The organism is Candidatus Nitrosotenuis aquarius (assembly GCF_002787055.1).
Lineage (GTDB): Archaea > Thermoproteota > Nitrososphaeria > Nitrososphaerales > Nitrosopumilaceae > Nitrosotenuis > Nitrosotenuis aquarius.
This window is the reverse complement of the sequence record NZ_CP024808.1, coordinates 1281979-1302259: the sequence shown is the minus strand read 5'-3', so window position 1 is coordinate 1302259 and position 20281 is coordinate 1281979. Positions and strand designations below refer to the sequence as shown.

Here is a 20281-nt window from a genome sequence, read left to right as displayed (position 1 = left end):
AGACATTGTACTACCATACGAAAAAAAGCTTTAAGAGGTTTGATTAAATTCCGCTTTAACGAATCGGCTTAAATCAGAGTTGGTTTTTCAGGCTTTTTTGAGCATGGAATAATTCTTGTTTTCATAGAAATTATCCAAGACATGTGTTAGCAATTCCTCAAAGCTTCTTCCTGATGATAGGAACTTGATTTGATATCCATCTCTGAAGAATGTTACAGAATAATACTGATACTCGCCGCTTGGGGGATAAAATCCCTCAACGTACAATAATTCATCATCTAGTAGCCACGCTTCATCTAGCATACTGGTGTCAGTTGGCGCACTGCAATTACAGTATAATATTTCCAAATGATGATAGATCCTAATGTCACGCGTGTTTTTGTACACAAAGTCATGGTTTGTCTTTCCAGGTGTTAGAATTGAACCATCCTTTAGCTGCAATGGAATGTCAAGCGGCTTGCCAGAATTTGTAAGGTAATCATTTAGTTCTGCAATTGCAGTTTTTCTGTAAAGCTCTTCAGATACGTTCCTTCCGATTCCAACAACTCCGTTTTTGTCAAGCTCCCAGATTGGTGGTTCTGCGTAAATGTATCCTTGTTCGTCGGCAGACAGCTCTAGATATGGCAAGGCATTGAAGAGATGTTTGTAGAGTAGTTCAATTCCTATCAGCAGTCCATCTTGGACTCGATATACGCCATTATGGCATGGTTCTTGGATTACTGTGTTTCGTCCTTCATGAGGCCAGTGTTTCATCAAACAGCCCGATTCCAATGCAACAGCTGAATATGCTCTAAATGATGAAATGTCATCTTTGTCTCCTCCTAGCTCTTTTGGCACTCTAATCAAGATGAACATTTGGTGCGAATTTTCAGATTTGCTAATGTCATAGGATGATGGGTATGCAAAATGATATGATTTGTTTGGAGGAATTTCTGAGATTTTTGCAGGAATTTTTTCATTTTTCAGATTTGAGATGAGGATTTTTTCTCTGGTATCAGACTTGTTCATTGGTTGCAAAAATCCAATCGATACAGCTATAATGACAACAGCTAGTACAACAAAGCCAAAAAAGACGATGACCTGTGGTGTTTTAGCTATATTACTGCTCATTGCAAATTGTTTGCGTTTGCTCTCGGAGGAACTGGGTCAGGTAATATGCGCCGCCTGCTCCTTTGCCAGAAATTCCGGAATTTTTCCATCCAACAAAGGGCTGTGACTGCACCATTGCGCCAGTTGTTGCAGATTGGGCTCGATTTGCATATGTTACTCCAGCCTCGATTTTAGAGAAAAATGCGTCAATTTCTGACTTGGATTGCGAAAATATGCCTGCAGTGAGGCCATATTCGGAATCGTTTGCCTCCCTTATTGCATCATCGAATTTTTCAAATTCCTGGACGCACAAAAACGGCAAGAATAATTCTTCTTTTACTAGCTTGTGGTCTTTTGGTAAATTGGTAACTATTGTAGGCTTGACATAGTAGCCGTTTTGGTACAGTCCGTCCTTTAGGATTTCACCGCCGAAAATTATCTTGCCGTCCTTTTTTGCAAGCTCCACTGCCGACTCGAATTTTTTTTTGGCTGAATCATTAATTATTGGACCCAAGTACGTATCTTTTTCCCAGGGAAGTCCGATCTTGAGGTTTTGTGTTTTTGTTACGAGTTTTTCTAGGAATTTTGGCGCAATTTGTTTTTGGACATATACCCGCGAGCAGGCGCTGCACTTTTGTCCACCATAGCCAAATGCTGCACGCAAAACCCCGTCGGTTGCTTTTTCCAGATCTGCTGATTCGGTCACTATGACTGGGTTTTTGCCGCCCATCTCTGAGATGAATGGCTTTGGGGATTCTCGTGTAAACGTCCTAAATCCTGACAGCCCAACTTCTTTGGAACCGGTAAATGCTATACCAGAGACGTTTGGGTTTTCAACTATGGCTTGGCCCACTATGCTGCCCTGTCCTGTTACAAAGTTGATTGCGCCTGGTGTGATTTTTTTGTAAATTGCATTTACGAATTGGAATGCTGATAGTGGCGTGTCGCTTGCTGGCTTTAGTACCACGGAATTTCCTGTGATTAGTGCACCGCTGCTCATTCCAATTGCTATTGCTGATGGAAAGTTAAACGGAGAAATTATTCCCCAGACGCCGTATGGTTTTAGGATGGATTGGGTTTTTTCGTTTGGGTTTGCGTTTTTTGTTGGTTTGACAAATCCTTGGTTTGCCTCTAGCTGGTCTGCATAAAATCGCAGAAAATCAATTGTTTCATCCATTTCTCCCATTGCCTCGAGCCTGTTTTTGCCGTTTTCTAGGCTCACTATGGCAGCCAGCGTGAATTTTTCTTGAGAAAACTGTAATGCTACTTCGCGGAAAACTTTGGCTCTGGTCCGGTATGGTGTGGAGCTCCAATTGTAAAATGCGTCCTTGGCTGACTCGATTGCCTGGTTTGTCTGCTCTTTTGTTGCCAGTGGAAACTTGGCTAGGATGATTCTGGTGTCGGATGGGGATCGTACATCAAATGTTTTTTCTGTGTATGCTTCTTTTCCTCCTATGATTAACGGATAGGTCTTGCCAAATTCTGATTTTAGGGATTCTAGTGCGGAATCGAATTTCTTGTGGAAATCGTCTTGGGTGCCTGTTTTTACTGCATTTGCCCAAGTGTTTTCGTTTTCAATCAAAGGTAAATGATATACTGGATTAGCAAATAAAATGATTTAGTATGATTAAATCACCTTTGCGCTATCCTGGTGGAAAATCTCGCGCAGTCAAAATCATATCAAAATACATTCCCAAAGACACCACCCATCTTTGCTCACCATTTTTTGGTGGAGGTTCACTGGAGATCTATTGTGCGCAAAATGGAATTCGAGTTTATGGTTATGACATCTTTGGACCATTAGTTGATTTTTGGCAGGTTTTGCTGAGAAATCCGCAAAAACTTGCAGCTAGTGTAAAAAAATACCATCCATTAAAAAAAGAAAAATTCTATGAATTACAAAAGCTCCAGATACAATCAAAAAGCAAGTTAGAGCGAGCCTCAATATTTTTTGTTCTAAACAGGACTTCGTTTTCTGGTTCTACACTGTCTGGCGGAATGGCAAGTGGTGGTATAGACAACAATCCAAGATTTACAAAATCATCAATTGAAAAGCTAAGAATATTTCGAATCAAAAATCTCACAGTGCAACGACTAGACTTTAAAAAATCAATTCTCAGGCACAAAAAAGCGCTTCTATACTTGGATCCGCCGTACCTAATTCAGAGCAAGCTTTACGGCAAAAAGGGAGATTTGCACAAAAACTTTGATCATGCAGGTTTGGCAGAAATTCTCAAAAAACGAAACAATTGGATTCTATCATACAACAATTCTAGGGAAATTCACGAGATATACTCCGATTACACAATTCTATATCCGGACTGGAAATACGGAATGTCAAATAACAAGAAATCAAGAGAGATCTTGATACTAAGCCATGACTTAGAGTAGCTCTATTTCTGGGGCACAGTGTTTGTGGACCCATTTTCCTGACTCGTTTTTTGAGATTTCCTTTCCAGGTGCTATTTTATCCCCACATGCTGAACATGAGGTAGCGAATTTTGCTTTCATGGTTTTGGTATCATGCACAACATAATCAATTGTATGATCGAATCACCACTAACCAAAAGCTAGCTCAGATTCATTCTGATTCTACAATTATATCCACTACATCTAGGGGTTAGATGTTGCAATTTGACGCCCTAGGACGCAGAATGCGCTCCAGCTATCCAGAAATCAACCTCAAAAACCCCCGAGAGCCAATTTCCCTAGTCGAGGCACTGGAACTAGTTGGACAGTTTGCCGGAAAAGAACCCACCCCAAAGCAATACGAGGTAATCAAAAAGATCCAGCATGCAATAGAATCCGGCTACAAGAAAATTCTCCTATCAGCTCCTACCGGAACAGGCAAAAGCTGGATTGCAATTGCATTGTCTCTATACTTTAGATCAGCCACCATACTTACATCAACAGTACTACTCCAAGACCAGTACAGAAACGAGTTTGGCTTTTTCAATACAGTTCGCGGAAAGAGAAGGTTCCTCTGCGAGCAGACAAACCGCGTCTTTGACTGTACCCATGGTTATTGCAATGACTGCTCTTTCAAGCCAGAATCAGAATCATATAATATTCTCAAAAAAGGCACCATTGCTGAAAAAATCATAGGCCAAGACACACCCAGAAAGTGCCCGTATTATGACCAAATAGAAATTGGCAAAAAGGCAAGCTTTGTTGCCTATTCCTACGCATCGTATCTTTCGCACTTGTTATCTGGTGAGGAAATGCCACAAAGAAAGCTCCTAGTGTGTGATGAGGCACATGAACTGGATGAGGAGCTTGCAAACCAGCTTGCAACAAATCTGTCCGGATTTTACGGCGAGTTGCTTGGCGTGGAAATGCCCAAGTTCTCAGTCAACTCTAATCTTGGCGCAATAAAGCAATACGTCAATTCATTTTCAGAGGCGTTCAAAAAACGAGAAGCCGTCATAAAGCAGTGCGCAGAGCATTCGTTATTCCTACAATCAGAGGAACACATCAAAAAGCATGTTCGATGTATCAAACATGGAATCAAGCTACAATTTAGCTGCTCTGACTGCAACAAAATCCGAGATTACATCAAGACCAAGGAATTCCTAAAGTGCAAAGATCATGTTGACTGCAAGTTTGACCACAAGCATATCAACCATTTTGTCCTCAACGACCTCAAAAACTATACCACAAAAATGAAGATTCTGCAAAAGGGGCTGGAATCAGCTGACCAAAATTATATCATCACTGACATCCAGTCAAAATCGCAAGATGACAGGCGCGGCCGAAACTTTGATGAGGTCACAATAAAACCGTGGCACCTCCACTGGTTCATGGAAGAGATGAGCTCAGGTTTTGACCTGTCCTTGTACATGTCAGCTACCATAAACTTGGAATTATTCTGTAGAGAGACTGGATTCAAAAAGGACGAGGTCTATTTCATAAACGAAGACTCTAACATTCCACTAGAAAATCGCAAAGTAGTATTCTTGAAAACAGAATATGTCGAGGCGACATCGGAAAATGTCCTGCCAGATAAGATAATCTCACAGATAGAAGCCATTCTCAAGATCAGGCCCACCCAGCGGGGAATCATACTACTTACCAGCTATTCACAGCTTGATTATATCATGGAAAAGATATCGCCTGAGCTAAGACCAAGATTATTGCCACTAGAGCGAGGCCAGGACAAGGCAGAGGCAATAGACGTTCACCGGGGCACGCCAAATTCAGTTTTGATTTCGCCTGGCTTGGAATCCGGCGTTAATCTGCCAGATGACGACAGCAGGTTCCAGATTATTGTAAAAGCTCCCTACTATCCAACAGTTGACGATCTTCGAATGAAAAAGATCTACGATTCCGAGGCAGACCACCGAAGATATTATCTAAAATCCGCATTTCGATTACTACAAATGGCAGGCAGAAGCATCCGGCATGTCGGCGATAGTGCAATGACATATGTTTTGGACACCAAGGCAGAGCGCATGATATACCATCAGAGAAACGATTTGCCAAAATGGTTCATGGATGCATGTGAAGGAATTCCAAGGAACTAGCTTTGCATGTTTGTCGAATCAGATAATTTAGCTTCTTTTCTTTTCTTCAAATACAGACTAATTCCGCCTGCAGTCATTCCACCTAAAAGTATGATTCCAGTAATTGTCCACTCTATGTTCATAGCGACTTGAACTTTTTCATTGCCTCTTTTGCCAGCTGTTCCAGATCAATGTTGGTCTTTGTTGGATCATTAGATACTAGGGCTTTGTCGTAATCATCCTTTGTTGTGTTGATTTTCTTTTTTTCTTCCGGCATGATACTATATTGCTCCAGAATTAATTAAGCCTGATCTTACAGTTCTTTTTTTACCAGACAGAAAAGCATCCTTTTGTCCAGGCCTGGCATCTTTGGCTTGATTCTGTCCTGGACTAGGAGCTGGACTCGGTCCTTTTTTTCCTCGAATCCCTTGTTTTGCATAAAGTACAGGATTTGCCTGATTCCAGGCATGGTTCCGCCAAGGTAACCAAGCTGCATTACATCGTTGTCTAGCTTGGATGTCTTGTTCCAGATTCCCATTGCCTGTGGCTTTTTGTTTTTGTAGTACGCAATGACGCGGCCTTGCCTAACCAGCTTTTGTAGAATTTTTTTGTCCAGTGAAAACCAGTTCCAGGATTCCGAAAAGGTGCTGGACTGGATCAGCCCGTCGAGGCCTTGCGGATTGGTGGCAACTTTTGCCGTTGTTTCTTGTCTTCTTGGAGAAAGATTGTAGAGCCACCACTTGTCCTCTATGTGGTATCCAAGCTTTTTTGCCATGGAAAGGGAGCGCTTGTTGTTATCAGCTATAATCATGCGAGAGATTCCAAGCTTTTTCCTTTTAGCCAGTTTTTCTGCAGTAATTACCAGCTTGCTTGCATAGCCCTTTCTTCTAAAGTCAGGATTGATACGGATTCCCTCAATCCAGACCTGATTTTGAGAGATTCCCGCGTTGCAGATTCCAATTGCCTTGCCGTTTTGCTCTATTGCAAGCAGGTTTTTTTCTGCAAGCCACTTGTCCCAGACCCTATCAATATAGTCGCCCCATCGAAATGTGTGCTGGCAAAACGACAGGATCTGGGCCTTGTCGGATTTTTTTGCCTTGCGGATCTTCAATGTTTTTTGGATTGTATAATGATTAATTTTCTTATCTGATCATTCAGGGACGAATTGGTATTTTGGTGGATTCACTATCTTCTTCCATGTCTTTTTTCCTTTGGCCTTTGTGAGTTCTTTTTTGGGTTCTTTCTTTTTGGTTTCTTTTTTCTTGACTTCTTTTTTCTCGGCAGTCTTTTTCTTGGTTTCTTTCTTTGTGTCTTTCTTGGTATTTTTTTTCTCGTCTGGTTTTGTATCGCCAGAATCCAGAGTCATGGATTCAAACAGCTTGACTGTAAAGCTTTTTGCAAATGCGTCATGTGGGGCAAAAATTGTGCAAATCATTATACCGCACAGAAAAATGAGAATTTTTTTCAAGTAGAACTTACAGTCTCCTCTACAGCACGATCTACATCGATGTTGCCAGCTAGACTGCAAGCTGTACTGCTCACTACAATAACCAATGTGCTTGGTTGCATAAAAGGTGCTGGTATAATTCATACTAATTTGTTAAATACAAAATGATCACCCGTTGATACGAATTGAGCATCAAAAGGGAGACGTTGCTCTGCGGAATATTGTGCCTATTTGCAACTATCCCCGCCTTTGCAGAATCTGACTGGCTCCTGGCTCAGACAGATCGCGACCAATACCATACAGGCCAAGAAATGGAGATTTCCGGATTTGTCCTAGATGCGATAATTCCGGAAATTGGCATCAAAATCTACGACCCAGAGAACAACATAGTAGGCGCATATACAGTAGAGTTGGAGCTGGACGACGGCTTTACAAGGACTGTCCCGCTTGATTCTCCTTCTTATGACCAGTCAGGCCTGTACATAATCGAGTTTACCTATGGAGACCAGACAGACGATCTGTTCTTTGAGGTGATTGGGATTTCAGAGCCAGAATCAGTGCCAGCTCCCCAGCCAAGCTCCGCCCCCGAGGTCCTAGTGGTAGTTGCCGACAAGGGCACATACAGGGACGGTGATTTTGTCAAGATTTCCGGCATGGTCTCCGAGATTGGTGACCCAACCATACTGATCGGGATTTTTGATCCGGACAATTTTCCTGCAGGATTTTACACGCCACAGATCAGCCCAGACTTGGAATTTGAGACATCTTTTTTGGTAAAAAACGGCGTCAACTTCAAAAAAATCGGCACATACACAGTCAAGGCAAACTATGGAACATCAAAGACGACAACCACATTTGGATTCACCGACAAGCCTCTGGCTCAGAACACACCACAAAACCCGCCACCAGAGCCAACACCTGCTCCTCCAGTTTCCGCACCACCTCAAATCATTCTAAATACAGCTCCAAAACCCGAACCAAAACCAATTCCCACACCACAGGAACAATTTATTCCAGCAAAGCCAGTCTTTGCGCCAAAACCAGTAATCCAGAATTCCCAACCAACCCAGACTCAGGTTGCATCGCAGATAAGTGAGCCAAATCCACTCACGGAAGAAGAAAAGGAAATTGGTAGCGTCCTAAACAATATCATTCTAGAATGTGACAGCTCCCACTATACAGATTCCATCATTTATGGACAGGGAATGGGAGCTGCCCTGATGAGACTGTGCAATTACAATCAGGCTGAATCATATTTTGAGAACGCTCTTGCCAAGGACCCAGACAGTACAGAGGTTCTGACAAATTTGGGATCATCTCTTGCAAAGCAGGGCCGATTTGGCGCAGCCCTAGAACATTACAATTTGGCGCTAAAAAAAGATCCCAAGTTTGTCCCAGCTCTTAACAACAAAGCAAATGCTCTGGCAGAGATGGGCAAGCTCGAAGATGCAATTACAATCTACAACAAAATACTAGACAACGAACCAACGCATGAAATAGCAAAACAAAATCTGCAAAAGGCAAGAGAGGAGCTAGTGCAAATTGCCAAACTGCAGGTAAAGGAAGACTCTACATCAGTAAATCTGGATGATTCCATTCCAAAAGTCGAGACTACCAAGGCCAGCTATGCCAAGGAAACCTTTGAGGCACCAAAAACTGCAAACGTAATTGAGCAGATCGGAAGCATCTTTGCAGGATTCTTTGGGTTCCTAAAATAACGACAGTTATTCTAGTATGAATTACTCACAAAAATTGTGTTTGTTCATTTCAAAAGCATAATCCATTATTAGAATAGAGTTGTGATGCTCACATATGGAACAAACATGCAAGACATGCGGAGGCTCACTGGCAGGTTTGCCGCCAGATTCCAAGTATTGCTCAATAGAGTGCACATACAGCCTTCCAAATTTCAAGCGAGACATAGAAGTTTTCCCTTAGATCATAGAATTAGCGATCAGTGTAGGAATTTCTTTTATAGTATGATACCGTATTAGAGCAGATTGAAGTTCTTCAATCGAAACAACAACACTTGTGAGGATTGTAAGGAAAAGTTTCCAAGCTACTCAGACCTGATTTCCCATGCAAGAAAGATACACCATCGACATATAACCAAGTGCACCGGCTGTGGAAAGGAATTCATCCACGAAAAGGACAGGTTGCACCACGCAAGAGAAGAACATGAGCAAAAAGTAAAAAGTCGCTATCGATGATTCAGAGGATTATTTTATGAAATACTTGTCAAATATGTGAGCAGTGCTCTTTCTTAGCGGTTCAAATTCTTTTCTGAAATTTTTCCCCTTTTCAGTAATGTGCAGATTATCATCAAGAAGCCCATAGTTTTGCATCTTTTTCATCAGTCTCTTCATTCTTTCGTATTCTAGATTTGCGGAATTTTGGATTTTTGTGTTTGATTTTGGGCCGTGCTGTATTATGCCGTCAATGATGTCGGAATAAATTGCAATTTCGGGTCGTCGCATCTTTAGCTTGATTTCATAGTATCTAAGGTCATGCATCACAGTATAATGCGGCTTTATGATATAATTCGGTTCCTAACCTAGGTTAATTGAGTTTTTAACTAAACCATCTTTGATACAACTATGGCAATACGCCGAGTCACCATAATGCTAGACGGAAAGAACGAGACCAAGCTGCGCAAATTGCAAGCAGAGCAAATTCTAAAAACAAATGAACATAGGAGTTTTTCAGAGATAATCAACTGCGTACTTACTGAAGGTCTAAAACATTCTCCTAAATGCGACTAGAAAATTTTTAAAAAATTTAGTCTTTTTTATCGTCGTCTGATTCTTCTTTTGCCTTGTCTCTGACGCTTTTCATAACGCAGAATTTGCGCAGAGTATTCATCATTCCCATGAAATCATTCTTCAACATAGCATCATAAGCGTTTAGATGTAATCAAATACACTGGAGTATTGAAAATCGTCATACAAAATAATAACATGGCCTGATTTACACGCCTCATGCCTTTCATATTCTGTCCCAGATGCGGTATACATCTGGAAATTCGAGATATCATAGATAATACAGGTGTCGACAGAAAGGAACTGTATTGCACAAAATGCGATTTTAAGAAATTGTATGGCTCATAATTGTACTTGTTAGAAAGATCATTTGCAAACATAATAAAAAATGGCGCAGTTGACGCCATCTTAGAAAGATGCCACATATCCAAATGAGAGTAAAAGCGCTGTAACAGCTCCCATCGTGGTGGCAATGTATTTAGCTGTTGTGTTTTTGAAGGGCATTTTGCATCACAGAGAAATAATTATGCAAAGAATTTTAAAAAATTTTTTCAGCTGAAAAGCTGAATTTTCAGCTAATCAGCGTAATTGTGGCTAGTTTTACCAAACATCATCTACTTCGTCTAGTTCCTTGTAGTCAATTGGCTGGTCCTTGCGAATTATCTTTAGTCTGGAAATGTCCCTATCAAAGAACAGATCAGCAGTCCAGTCAAGCAAGATTCTGAGCCTTTTGTTCAGCTTTGGTATCTTTCTGACATATACCGTCCTCCAAATGCACCAGGCCAAAAATCCATGAATGTTCAGCCCAGAAAGTGACGCAATCGCAGTTCTTTTTCCAATGATTGCCATTTGTCCTTTTGATACAAAGTCAATTTTCTTCTTTGGTTTTCCATGCATTTCTGCAAAAATATTGTACGCTGCAGTCTTTGCCTGGCCTTCCGCATTTTGTGCAGTCGGTGGATAGGGCTTGCCCGTTCTAGGATCAATTGCCAAGCTGCAATCGCCAACCACATACACCCCTGGAAAGTTCGGCACCTCTAGATTTTCATTTACAATGATTTTGCCGCGGTCTGTTTTGAACATGGAATTTTTGATAGTGTCAACCGGCGTTACGCCTGCAGTCCAGATTAACGTCTTGGTTTCTATTGCATCCATTGTCGGCTCTTTTACCGGGGTCTTGGATGGATCCACTGCATCCTTGATGATTACCTCAGAGCCGTCAAATGTCACTACCTGCGTGTTTAGCTTGATTTCAATTCCCCTCTGGATTAGCTTGTCTTTTGTAAATGACGCCAGTTTTTCTGAAAATCCCGGCAGCACAATTGGCAGTGCCTCCAATACTATGACCTTGATGTCAGATTCCGTGATGTTTGGATAGTATTTTTTTGCATCAAGCAAAAAGTCATGAATTTCTCCTGCGGTCTCTATTCCTGCAAATCCCGCACCCACCACGACAAATGTCAAGAGCGATTGTTTTAGGATTGGATCTTTTTCATTGTCGGCCTGCTCTAGCATGTCTATTATTCTATTTCGAAGGACTACGGCATCGTTTAGCGTCTTCATCGTATAGGCATGATTCTCTACTGTTTGGTTTCCAAAGAAGTTGGTCTGGCTTCCAAGTGCTACTACCAGATAATCATATTCAAGTGAGGTTCCTCTTTTTTCGTTTGTGCCGTAAAGCGTTACTCGTTTTCCATACGGGTCTATGTTTTTGACCTTGCCCTCATGGAATGTGGCCTTTTTGATTATGGTCCTAATTGGAATTACAATGTGTCTTGTTTCTATCATGCCGGACGCAACCTGTGGAAGCATTGGCGTAAAGAGCAGGAAATTGTCTTCTGAGACCAGGTCTATTTGCACTTCAGAGTCTCGCTTAAAGTACGATTCCAGCTTTTCAGTGCACTCTACTCCGGCAAATCCCCCGCCAAGGACAAGTATTCTTTTGTGCGTCACCTAATTACTCCAAAATAAGCCGATATAACGTTTGATTACCAAAATCAGGTACGGTTTTTGTAAATTTTGACGCCAGTTAGAGTAAAATATCGCAAAAACACGCACAAAAATCACATGAAAAAGGAATATGTCGTGGTACGAATTGACGCCTCACCTGACGGCGCACCATATGTAATAGTGTCATTGCAGGCAACCAAGGATTTCAAGGAAAGCCAGGGATTTCCCCAGTCTCCTTATGGCGGAGGCACTGGAGTAATGGGCTTTACAAACATGGACGACATGATGAAATCGCTAAACAAGATGCTTGGTGGTGGAGGATTTGGAATGCCGGGAAACATGACTAGCATGAAGCTAGACATGAGAGAATACAAGGAGCTATCATTGTCTGTTGGCGACAAGGTATACTTGGAGATCTCCAAGGCCGAGACTTCGGGAATCTAGTTATCTAGAGATTTCTGCTCGTAGTACTTCGTATGCTTTTGATGCGTCTTCTTCTCGCAATACCAGTATGATATTGTCTTGCGAGAAAAACGCGTTTTGCAGCTCAATGCCATTGTTGTGCAGGATTTCAGCCACATAGGACACTACATCGGACCTATTTTGTTCTTGGGGTATGCGAATTTCTATTTTAGCTAGGCCCGTGCTGAAAAAGTTCTTGGCTGACGGAAACGACTCGAACATTCTCCTAATGTCCGCCAGATCCTCTGTCAGAACCCGAAATGTCGAGTCCGCCATTCTGAAAAACTCGTAATCGGAGTCATACTGCTCGAACTTGTCCAGTAATGACGCGGCCTCTTTTTTGCCCATGTCACTGGTTGAAAATTTGATATCCAAGATTCCATCAGTCAGGGACAGTCTGGCATTTTTGAGAACAGACTCTGTCCTGATCTCTTCTTTTTCCAAAAACGAATCCGCATATCGCTTGATTGCAACCACTATAGTATTGAGATTAACAGGATTGCCAAGCTGTCGCTCCACGTCGGGCTGAATCTTGACGGCAAGCGCCGTGTAATTTATCACATCCATCTTCATGCAGTCATAGATGGACCTATTCTTGGTGATGATTTCACGCACGGCTTCTGGAACAGAAAGGTTACTTGTTCGCACAATACTATCATCTAATGTCATATATAAGAGCCTTATGTCATAGCTCATACAAAACACCTAAATCCTTATATAATGTCATAGCTATTACATACACATAGGTGTTATGACAAATGTTCTTTGATGACGAATTTGACAGAATCTTCAAGAGAATGTCAAGATCCTTCATGGATTTTGACGACGTCTTTGAGAATGTCAAGTCACAAGACGGCAAGACATACGGACCATTCTATTACGGTTATTCCATGACCGTTGGCCCAGACGGCAAGCCGCAAATACAGGAATACGGAAATGTCAGACCTGGTTTGCTTCCAACTGCAGAAACCAGAGAGCCACTCATCGACACTATCGTAGATGAAAAAGAAGGAGTGCTCAAGCTAGTTGCAGAAATGCCTGGCGTTGAGAAAAAAGACATCAAGGTAGTAGTCGAAGGAAATGTTGTAAATGTAGACGCAGAACATGGCGACAAAAAGTACCATGGCAGAGTCCCAATCAAGAGAAAAGTTGATGCAGATTCTGTAAAGGCTACATACACAAATGGAATTCTGGAAGTACAGTTCAAGCTCAAAGGCGAGGACAAACCAAAAGGCAAGACCGTGGAGGTAAACTAATCCTCCATTTTTTATGGTGATAAAATGAGCGAAATTACATTAAAAATTGAAGAGACGGCGCAACGCCATGTCGGAAAGGGCCTCGGAGTAATCGATCCAAAAATTGTCAAGGACAACAAGTGGCAAACAGGACAGATAATAGAAATCACTGCAAATAAAAAATCCCACGTCAAAGTTTGGCCAGGCCCATCAGAAGACTATGGTTCTGGAATCATACGCATTGACGGCCTGACAAGACACAACATTGGAGCTGGAATAGGAGAAAAGGCCGCACTAAAAGTTGTAGATTCCGCAGAAGCCACACAAATCACACTATCTCCAATTGAGAAAATCTCTGTTGAAGGACTCCAGGAATACATGTCCACATTGTATGAGGGCCATGTCTTTACCACAGGTGACACCATTATAGTGAACACGTCTTTGGGAGGAAAAACCCAACTAATTGTTACAGCCACGACCCCCCAAAAACCTGTAATTGTTACCCCAAAGACCGTGTTCAAATTAGGCTCAATGACAAAGGCGGTGGACAATTCCATTCCAAGGATTACCTATGACGATTTAGGCGGACTCAGAAAAGAGGTCCAAAAGATACGCGAAATGGTGGAGCTGCCAATGCGCCACCCAGAACTATTCGAAAAACTGGGTATAGAGGCGCCAAAAGGCGTGCTTTTGTACGGTCCTCCAGGAACAGGAAAAACCCTTCTTGCCAAGGCAGTGGCCGGCGAGACAAACTCGCACTTTACTGCAATATCTGGTCCTGAGATAATGGGCAAGTACTATGGCGAATCAGAAGAACGACTCAGAGAGATATTCAAGCAGGCAGAGGAAAACACTCCAAGCATAATATTCATTGACGAAATCGATTCCATTGCTCCAAAACGAGACGAAGTAACAGGCGAAGTGGAAAAAAGAATCGTATCCCAGCTTCTAACCTTAATGGATGGAATGAAGGCCAGAGGCAAAGTAGTAGTGATTGCTGCAACCAACAGGCCAGATTCCATTGATCCAGCACTGAGAAGACCGGGAAGATTTGACAGGGAAATCGAAATTGGAATTCCAGACGAGGAAGGACGACTAGAGATCTTGCAGATCCACACCAGGGGAATGCCAGTGGATGAAAAAATTGATCTAAAGCAGTTTGCCCGAGTATCTCACGGATTTGTAGGTGCAGACCTAGAATCACTGGCCAAAGAGGCCGCAATGCGTTCTCTGCGAAGAATTCTGCCAGACATCGATCTACAGCAGGAAAAGATCTCTGCAGAGATTTTGCAGAAAATAAAGATCAGCGAAGACGACTTCAAGGAAGCACTAAAAGAAGTAAGACCTTCTGCGTTACGCGAAGTCCTAGTGCAGATTCCAAATGTAACCTGGGATGACGTAGGAGGATTAGACGCACTAAAAGAAGAACTAAAGGAAGCAGTAGAATGGCCACTAAAGCACAAGGAGGCATTCGAATATGTCGATGTTGCCACGCCAAAGGGAATTTTATTGCACGGCCCACCAGGAACAGGAAAAACCCTGATCGCAAAGGCGCTAGCAAAGATGACAGAATCCAACTTTATCTCAGTCAAAGGACCCGAGCTGCTATCAAAATGGGTAGGAGAATCCGAAAAAGGAGTCAGGGAGATTTTCCGAAAAGCTCGACAGGCAGCCCCATGCATCATTTTCTTTGATGAAATAGATGCTCTGGTTCCAAGACGCAGTGGCGGAGATTCATCGCACGTATCAGAAAACGTCGTATCTCAAATCCTAACCGAAATCGACGGCCTAGAGGAGCTAAACAACGTCCTAATCATTGGTGCCACAAACAGGCTAGATATAGTAGATGAGGCACTGCTTCGACCAGGAAGATTTGACAGGATTATTGAAGTCCCCAAGCCAGACGCAAAGGGAAGACTGCACATTCTGCAAATCCACACAAAGAAAAAGCCACTAGAATCTGATGTCGACCTAGGAAAAATAGTCGAGCTCACCGACGGTTATTCCGGAGCGGAGCTAGCCGCAGTATGCAATAGGGCGGCAATTGCAGCTTTGCGAAGACATGTCGGAGGCCAGACAAAGGCAGTCAAGGAAATCAAAATAACGCAACAGGACCTAGTCGATGCTACAGCAAAGGTAAAGCCAAAGACAAAGTTTCCAGCAGTTGCCTAGGAAAATAATTTTTTGATGTTTCCTACCTCAATTTTTATCCAATTACAAAACATTTCCCACATCTGATCCGTGGTATCAGGCCACTGGAAAAAAGTAAATGTAACGCCGCATGATTTTTCTGAAAATGAAATCACTCTCATAAATGCAGGATTCATCTGGTTTTCTGTCGGTCCTGCAAAAATATCGATTACGCCAGATTTTTTGTCAGAGTCTATTCGGATATAGACTTCGCCAAGCGGAGTTGTTGCCTTTTTCTTGCCATTTTCTATTTTGATGCTTTTGACAAACTGGGTGCTCCATTTGGGCATGTTCTCAAAGTTGGACAGAAAATCAAAGACGACATCCTTTGGATATTGTACAACACACGATTCTGTGACTGATTTCATATACAGTATCCACTAGGATATGATAGTAAAAAGAAATTATGATGACTGAGCTTAATCGATAAGTTCAGTCCAGCCCTTAACGAAGACTGAGTTTTTGTATAGAGGAACTGGTTGACCTACTGTGAAGTCCATTGGTCTCATCCAGAAGATTGCCTTTGTTGGGCAAACGCCAATGCATGCTCCGTCGGAGATGCATCTTTCTGGGTAAAAGACAAATGCCTTACCTCTTTTCCAGCCTTCGACTGGTTTTACTCTGAGTACATCTGGTCCCAGTGTTGTGCAGATTTCAACGCATAGTGCGCATCCAATGCACATCTGTTCACCAATGTCTGGTAAAATTGCTACTGGCATTTTAATCGAATTTCTTACCTTTTGGATCTTAATATAATTTCCCTAAAAAGTTCGAATTATAACGGCGTTAGAGAAATTTTAACGCTGTTATAATTTTTGATCGCAATCACACCAAATCAAGATCCGAAATTGGTATTACTAATTTCACAGAATTGTCAGAATTCAATGATACAAGATTCAGTGTTTGGTTTTTTTGCTGCAATGCAAGAAAATTCATTTTCTGGATTTGCACAATTTTTCTTCCAATTCCCGGCAAGACCCATCCGTCCTCTTTGAGTTTGGCGGTGCTTCCAAACAAAACAGCCGAGTCTGCTTTTTGTGCAGCGCTTGCCAATAACACCAGAACGCTGTTGATTATTCTTCCAGAATCCTTGCTCCCAGACAATGTAGCAAAGAATCCATTTAGTGAGTCAATTAGTACAAGATGCTTTTTTGTGGAAATTTTGTCTGTGAGCTGCGCAAAAACGTCGCGCCAGTCTTCATTTGGTGTGTACAATTCGACGTTTTCGTTTTGCGACAAAATGTTTGCAGCCAGATACCCACTATACAGCAAGTCAAAGTCGACATAGATCACCGGAACATCCGTTACTAGGCCTAGCTTGTGAAAAAAATATGTCTTTGTTATGGCATCATCAAATGTTATGGAAGAGAGGTTTTGCTCAAATACCAGCTTGGAAATTTTTTCTGCACTGACGGATCGTTGGTTTTTATGCAACAGAGACTAGTCTTTTCTGTGATATAATAATGAATTTAGACAAGGAACTAATCGAGAATTCTTTTGTGAGGTCTTCCCGCATTTACCTGAACAATGCCTCATCGTCCCTGATTCCGCTGTCCACCATAAAGACCATGACTGACTTTACTGTACGATACAACGAGTTGGGCCCAGACTCGCTTGACTTTGCCTCGTTATTATCAATAAAATCAAACGAGCTGCGACAGACCATATCCAAGCTGGTAAACTGCAGGCAAGAAGAGGTAATTCTCACATCCAGTGTCACAGAAGGAATCAACAATGTTGCAAATGGCATGTCTTTTGCCAAAGACTCCAATGTTGTAATTCGCGGAACAACACACGAGCATCATGCAAATTATTATCCATGGCTGAGACTGGCAAGCAAAGTCGAGCTTCGATCGATTCCGCACGATTCCAACGGGTTTTTCGAAATATCAGAGCTGGAAAAAAGACTGGACCGAAACACCAAGCTGGTATCGCTAAGCCACGGCCTGTACAATACGGGAGCCATTTTGCCAATACCAGAGATTGGAAAAATTCTCAATGAGCGAGGAATCCCATTCTTTTTGGATGCGGCCCAGACAGTAGGGTGTACAGAGTTTGATTTTGCAAAGACCGGCGCAGACTATGCCGCCTTTAATGGCTACAAGTGGCTCTGCGGTCCAATGGGAATCGGAATATTCATCTGCAAAAGAGAAGCTGCTTCTATGCTAGAGCCAGTCAATTTAGCGGGGGAATCCGCAATGACATACAATGATTCCAAGCTGGCATACAAGGACATTCCAGACAAATTCCAGGGAGGATTTAGAAACTTTGCAGCAATTGTCGGGTTGCAGAATTCAATTTCATTTTTGTCAGGCCTAGGAATTGCAAACATTCGAGAAAAGATAATCGGCCTGGCCAATCTCCTACGGGAAGAGCTAGCAAAAATACCAGATGTCACATTGTACGGCCCAGAAGATCAGGGCAGGCGAACAAGCATTGTTTCATTTACCATAGGTGCCAAGTCCCCGCAGGAAATTGTACAACAATTAGAGCGAAATGGATTTGTCCTGGCTGTGCGGGAAATATCAGAGAAAAAACTCGTGCGCGCCTCGCCGCACTTTTTCAACACAGAATCAGATTTGCTAAAACTAGTAGATCTGCTAAAAAGACTATAGTCGCTCTTGTTCTTCTATTACCATCATGGTAAGAGTGGACTGGACCTTGTCTATTTTGCGAATCTTGCTTGTGATAATACTGCGCAACAGATCGGCATTTGCAGCCTCGATCTTGACTACAATATCATAGATCCCATATACGCCCTGAACCTCGTACTTGAGGTCTTTTTCTACTGCCAGCATCTCCTTGAGCTTTGTGATTATTTCCTGGTCCGAACCCAGATCCGAGTTTAACAAAATGAATGCAATAGGCAATGTAGAATGTAGTTTGGGCGAGATCTATTTAACATCTTTGATCATCCAAAAATAAAAGTGCCAACCATACAATTTTCGTGAAAGTACACGATCTGACATTACCAGTATCAGAAAAGATTCCTACCTTTCCCGGATCTCCTGCTCCACATTTCATAGAATGGGATTCACTTGAGCAAGACGATTACAATTTGGAGATGATTTTTCTTAGCACCCACACAGGCACTCACATAGATGCTCCCTACCATTTTGTAAAGTCGGGCAAGAAAATTCACGAGCTGGACCCGTCCCGATTTTTGCAAAACGCCATCCTGATTAGGATAAAATCAAAGCCAAACTATTCCATAACAAAGTCAGACATTGTATCATTTGAGAAAAAGCACGGCAAGATTCCAAGTGGAGCGACAATAATTTTTGCCACCGGATGGAACGACAGTCCATCCAGAAAGGATTTCTTTTCAAATCCGGGAATTTCCGAATCTGCCGCAAAATACCTGGTGTCAAAGAGGACAAACTTGGTAGGAATCGATTCACCAAGCATTGATGCCGGAAACAATACAAAATTTGCAGCTCACCATGTTTTGCTAAAAAATAACGTTCTGATTCTGGAGAATCTCTGCAATTTGTCCAAACTAGACAGAAACTTCAATTTGGTAGCATTACCGCTGAACCTAAAAAACGCCACAGGCTCGCCTGTTCGCGCAATAGCGTTCTAGACTACAAACTGGAATCTGCTTTTTTTGTAGTTTTTGTCCAGCTGGCCTGTGATTGGGATTTTGTGGCCGCAAGTCTTGCATTTGTTGGATTCATCCAGATTCCATGATACAATGTCAAATCCGTATCTGCCTACTGCTATACCACCACATCCAGGACAGTAGGTGTGTTCATATTTGTGGCCTGGAACATTTCCCAGATACACGTATTCTAGTCCTTCCTTTTTTGCAATATCATAGTGTTTTTCCAGTGTTTGTATTGGTGTTGGCGGAAACTCCATCATTTTGTAATCTGGATGGAATCTCAGAAAATGAATCGGCATTTCAGGGCCGAAATTGTCATAGAGAAACTTGCAGAGTTTTTTTGCATGTTCTAGGCTATCGCCAACTTGTGGCACGATCAGATCAGTAATCTCTACGTGAATTTTGGTCTTGTTTTTAATTTCTATCAAAGTATCAAAGATTGGTTTTGGGTCAGGAACACCAATGTACTTTCGCGTAAACTCGGGTTCTGCACTTCCCTTAAAATCAACCGTGATGCAATCCAGAAATTCATTCATCATTGCAACAGACTGCGGCGTGTCATATCCATTAGAGACAAAAATGTTGAAGAGCCCCTTTTTGTGCGCTTCAACTCCACAATCGCGCGCAAATTCCATGAAAATTGACGGTTGGTTGTACGTGTATGCAATTCCCTGTGAATTATTATCCAGTGCCATCTGCACTACCTGGCTTGGCGTCAAGTCCTGGCCCTCGATTTTTCTTCGCTGAGAGATATCATAATTTTGGCAATACTTGCAAAGCCAGTTGCAGCCAGTAGTGGCTATTGAAAAGATCCTAGTTCCAGGCATGTAGTGAATAACAGGCTTTTTCTCTATTGGATCTACATTTCCCGTGATTACTTTACCATACACATACAGGTCCAGCTTGCCGCCTTCGTTTCCGCGAACCCCGCACAGGCCAATTTGCCCGTCCTTGATTTCGCAGTATCTGGCACATGCAGTACATCTGACTCTATTGTCAGGCAGCTTCTCATAGAGGATTGCTTCTTTGTTCAAAACCGTATT

At 42.2% G+C, this 20281-nt stretch carries 25 protein-coding genes; 11 read left to right on the top strand and 14 right to left on the bottom strand.

Translation table 11 applies throughout. From position 1 onward, the window contains the following. Positions 1-87: 87 nt before the first annotated feature. Together NAQ_RS07600 and NAQ_RS07595 are read right to left on the bottom strand one after the other, a co-directional pair. Positions 88-1110, bottom strand: a complete 1023-nt coding sequence (locus NAQ_RS07600) for a hypothetical protein (protein ID WP_100182955.1) — start codon at positions 1108-1110, stop codon at positions 88-90. Continuing rightward, a complete protein-coding gene (locus NAQ_RS07595; protein WP_100182954.1) occupies positions 1100-2671 on the bottom strand; it encodes an aldehyde dehydrogenase family protein in 1572 nt (523 codons plus the stop codon). Before NAQ_RS07595 ends, NAQ_RS07600 begins: the two co-directional genes overlap by 11 nt. A 41-nt stretch (positions 2672-2712) precedes the next feature. Between NAQ_RS07595 and NAQ_RS07590 the strand changes: the two genes are divergently transcribed. Together NAQ_RS07590 and NAQ_RS07585 are read left to right on the top strand one after the other, a co-directional pair. Continuing rightward, complete coding sequence (locus tag NAQ_RS07590) at positions 2713-3480, top strand: DNA adenine methylase (RefSeq protein ID WP_100182953.1); 768 nt, start codon at positions 2713-2715, stop codon at positions 3478-3480. Between the two features lie 233 nt (positions 3481-3713). Further along, positions 3714-5612, top strand: a complete 1899-nt coding sequence (locus NAQ_RS07585) for a helicase C-terminal domain-containing protein (RefSeq protein ID WP_100182952.1) — start codon at positions 3714-3716, stop codon at positions 5610-5612. Here NAQ_RS07585 and NAQ_RS09905 read toward each other — a convergent pair. The 4 genes from NAQ_RS09905 to NAQ_RS10175 are packed head-to-tail and all read right to left on the bottom strand — an operon-like array spanning position 5609 to position 7059. Further along, on the bottom strand, positions 5609-5734 hold the full coding sequence (locus NAQ_RS09905) for an LPXTG cell wall anchor domain-containing protein (RefSeq protein WP_119571111.1): 126 nt from the start codon (positions 5732-5734) through the stop codon (positions 5609-5611). The genes NAQ_RS07585 and NAQ_RS09905 overlap by 4 nt on opposite strands. After that, positions 5731-5868: a hypothetical protein gene (locus NAQ_RS10180; protein WP_162858699.1), complete on the bottom strand. Its 138-nt coding sequence runs from the start codon at positions 5866-5868 to the stop codon at positions 5731-5733. The genes NAQ_RS09905 and NAQ_RS10180 overlap by 4 nt, the downstream gene beginning before the upstream one ends. A 36-nt stretch (positions 5869-5904) precedes the next feature. Next, on the bottom strand, positions 5905-6702 hold the full coding sequence (locus NAQ_RS07580) for a GNAT family N-acetyltransferase (RefSeq protein ID WP_162858698.1): 798 nt from the start codon (positions 6700-6702) through the stop codon (positions 5905-5907). Between the two features lie 39 nt (positions 6703-6741). Then, positions 6742-7059, bottom strand: coding sequence for a hypothetical protein (locus NAQ_RS10175; RefSeq protein WP_162858697.1), 318 nt, complete (start codon positions 7057-7059; stop codon positions 6742-6744). Between the two features lie 164 nt (positions 7060-7223). Between NAQ_RS10175 and NAQ_RS07570 the strand changes: the two genes are divergently transcribed. The 3 genes from NAQ_RS07570 (at position 7224) to NAQ_RS07565 (ending at position 9248) form a co-directional block, all read left to right on the top strand. Continuing rightward, a complete protein-coding gene (locus NAQ_RS07570) occupies positions 7224-8756 on the top strand; it encodes a tetratricopeptide repeat protein (protein WP_100182949.1) in 1533 nt (510 codons plus the stop codon). Between the two features lie 94 nt (positions 8757-8850). Continuing rightward, positions 8851-8976, top strand: a complete 126-nt coding sequence (locus NAQ_RS10440) for a hypothetical protein (protein WP_256387150.1) — start codon at positions 8851-8853, stop codon at positions 8974-8976. 62 nt (positions 8977-9038) lie between these two features. Then, entirely contained in the window at positions 9039-9248 is a 210-nt protein-coding gene (locus NAQ_RS07565; protein ID WP_100182948.1) for a C2H2-type zinc finger protein, read from the top strand. Between the two features lie 9 nt (positions 9249-9257). Here the strand turns inward: NAQ_RS07565 and NAQ_RS07560 are convergent, their stop codons facing one another. Continuing rightward, positions 9258-9551 carry a winged helix-turn-helix domain-containing protein gene (locus tag NAQ_RS07560; protein ID WP_100182947.1) on the bottom strand — a complete coding sequence of 98 codons (294 nt, stop codon included), beginning with the start codon at positions 9549-9551 and terminating at the stop codon, positions 9258-9260. 84 nt (positions 9552-9635) lie between these two features. On the opposite strand from NAQ_RS07560, the gene NAQ_RS10170 reads away from it, so the two are divergent. Continuing rightward, positions 9636-9800: a hypothetical protein gene (locus NAQ_RS10170; protein WP_162858696.1), complete on the top strand. Its 165-nt coding sequence runs from the start codon at positions 9636-9638 to the stop codon at positions 9798-9800. A 597-nt stretch (positions 9801-10397) separates the two neighbouring features. On the opposite strand, the gene NAQ_RS07555 is transcribed toward NAQ_RS10170, so the two are convergent. Next, positions 10398-11750, bottom strand: a complete 1353-nt coding sequence (locus NAQ_RS07555; protein WP_100182946.1) for an NAD(P)/FAD-dependent oxidoreductase — start codon at positions 11748-11750, stop codon at positions 10398-10400. Between the two features lie 114 nt (positions 11751-11864). Here NAQ_RS07555 and NAQ_RS07550 point away from each other — a divergent pair, with 114 nt between their 5' ends. Beyond that, complete coding sequence (locus NAQ_RS07550; RefSeq protein WP_100183520.1) at positions 11865-12191, top strand: hypothetical protein; 327 nt, start codon at positions 11865-11867, stop codon at positions 12189-12191. Here NAQ_RS07550 and NAQ_RS07545 read toward each other — a convergent pair whose 3' ends face one another. Beyond that, positions 12192-12857 (bottom strand): hypothetical protein, encoded by a 666-nt coding sequence (locus NAQ_RS07545; RefSeq protein WP_100183519.1) that lies wholly within the window; start codon positions 12855-12857, stop codon positions 12192-12194. Positions 12858-12967: 110 nt separating this feature from the next. On the opposite strand from NAQ_RS07545, the gene hsp20 reads away from it, so the two are divergent. After that, a complete protein-coding gene (gene hsp20 / locus NAQ_RS07540) occupies positions 12968-13465 on the top strand; it encodes an archaeal heat shock protein Hsp20 (protein ID WP_100182945.1) in 498 nt (165 codons plus the stop codon). 24 nt (positions 13466-13489) lie between these two features. Further along, positions 13490-15616 carry a CDC48 family AAA ATPase gene (locus tag NAQ_RS07535; protein ID WP_100182944.1) on the top strand — a complete coding sequence of 709 codons (2127 nt, stop codon included), beginning with the start codon at positions 13490-13492 and terminating at the stop codon, positions 15614-15616. Here the strand turns inward: NAQ_RS07535 and NAQ_RS07530 are convergent. The 3 genes from NAQ_RS07530 to NAQ_RS07520 form a co-directional block, all read right to left on the bottom strand. Beyond that, complete coding sequence (locus NAQ_RS07530) at positions 15613-16002, bottom strand: SRPBCC family protein (RefSeq protein ID WP_100182943.1); 390 nt, start codon at positions 16000-16002, stop codon at positions 15613-15615. The genes NAQ_RS07535 and NAQ_RS07530 overlap by 4 nt on opposite strands. 51 nt (positions 16003-16053) lie before the next feature. Next, positions 16054-16353 (bottom strand): NADH-quinone oxidoreductase subunit I, encoded by a 300-nt coding sequence (locus tag NAQ_RS07525; RefSeq protein ID WP_042684089.1) that lies wholly within the window; start codon positions 16351-16353, stop codon positions 16054-16056. Between the two features lie 106 nt (positions 16354-16459). Beyond that, positions 16460-17068, bottom strand: a complete 609-nt coding sequence (locus NAQ_RS07520; RefSeq protein ID WP_100182942.1) for a hypothetical protein — start codon at positions 17066-17068, stop codon at positions 16460-16462. A gap of 29 nt (positions 17069-17097) precedes the next feature. Between NAQ_RS07520 and NAQ_RS07515 the strand changes: the two genes are divergently transcribed. Further along, positions 17098-18249 (top strand): aminotransferase class V-fold PLP-dependent enzyme, encoded by a 1152-nt coding sequence (locus NAQ_RS07515; protein WP_100182941.1) that lies wholly within the window; start codon positions 17098-17100, stop codon positions 18247-18249. Here NAQ_RS07515 and NAQ_RS07510 read toward each other — a convergent pair. After that, positions 18244-18504: an Lrp/AsnC ligand binding domain-containing protein gene (locus tag NAQ_RS07510; protein ID WP_100182940.1), complete on the bottom strand. Its 261-nt coding sequence runs from the start codon at positions 18502-18504 to the stop codon at positions 18244-18246. The two genes, NAQ_RS07515 and NAQ_RS07510, sit on opposite strands and share 6 nt — an antisense overlap. Before the next feature lie 77 nt (positions 18505-18581). Between NAQ_RS07510 and NAQ_RS07505 the strand changes: the two genes are divergently transcribed. After that, positions 18582-19217: a cyclase family protein gene (locus NAQ_RS07505; protein WP_100182939.1), complete on the top strand. Its 636-nt coding sequence runs from the start codon at positions 18582-18584 to the stop codon at positions 19215-19217. On the opposite strand, the gene amrS is transcribed toward NAQ_RS07505, so the two are convergent. Next, complete coding sequence (gene amrS / locus NAQ_RS07500) at positions 19214-20272, bottom strand: AmmeMemoRadiSam system radical SAM enzyme (protein WP_100182938.1); 1059 nt, start codon at positions 20270-20272, stop codon at positions 19214-19216. The genes NAQ_RS07505 and amrS overlap by 4 nt on opposite strands. Positions 20273-20281 lie beyond the last annotated feature (9 nt).